The sequence below is a fragment of the Paenibacillus sp. S29 genome, assembly GCF_049319765.1.
Classification (GTDB): Bacteria; Bacillota; Bacilli; order Paenibacillales; family Paenibacillaceae; genus Paenibacillus; species Paenibacillus polymyxa_B.
Window position 1 is genome coordinate 1 of sequence record NZ_JBMOUI010000132.1, and the last position, 203, is coordinate 203.

Genomic DNA, 203 nt, shown 5'->3' on the forward strand with positions numbered 1-203 from the left:
GGCTGGGGATATAGGATTTGAACCTATGCATGACGGAGTCAAAGTCCGTTGCCTTACCGCTTGGCTAATCCCCAATATGCATATGATTCACAATTCCCCAAGATTTCATCCAGGTAAGAGGATGAAAAATGGTGGAGGCTGAGGGGCTCGAACCCCCGACCCTCTGCTTGTAAGGCAGATGCTCTCCCAGCTGAGCTAAGCCT

1 tRNA gene is annotated in these 203 nt (G+C 50.7%); it reads right to left on the reverse strand.

The features are described from left to right. Positions 1 to 2: 2 nt before the first annotated feature. A tRNA-Gln gene (locus ACL9RM_RS26865) sits at positions 3 to 74 on the reverse strand. Between the last annotated feature and the right edge of the window lie 129 nt (positions 75 to 203).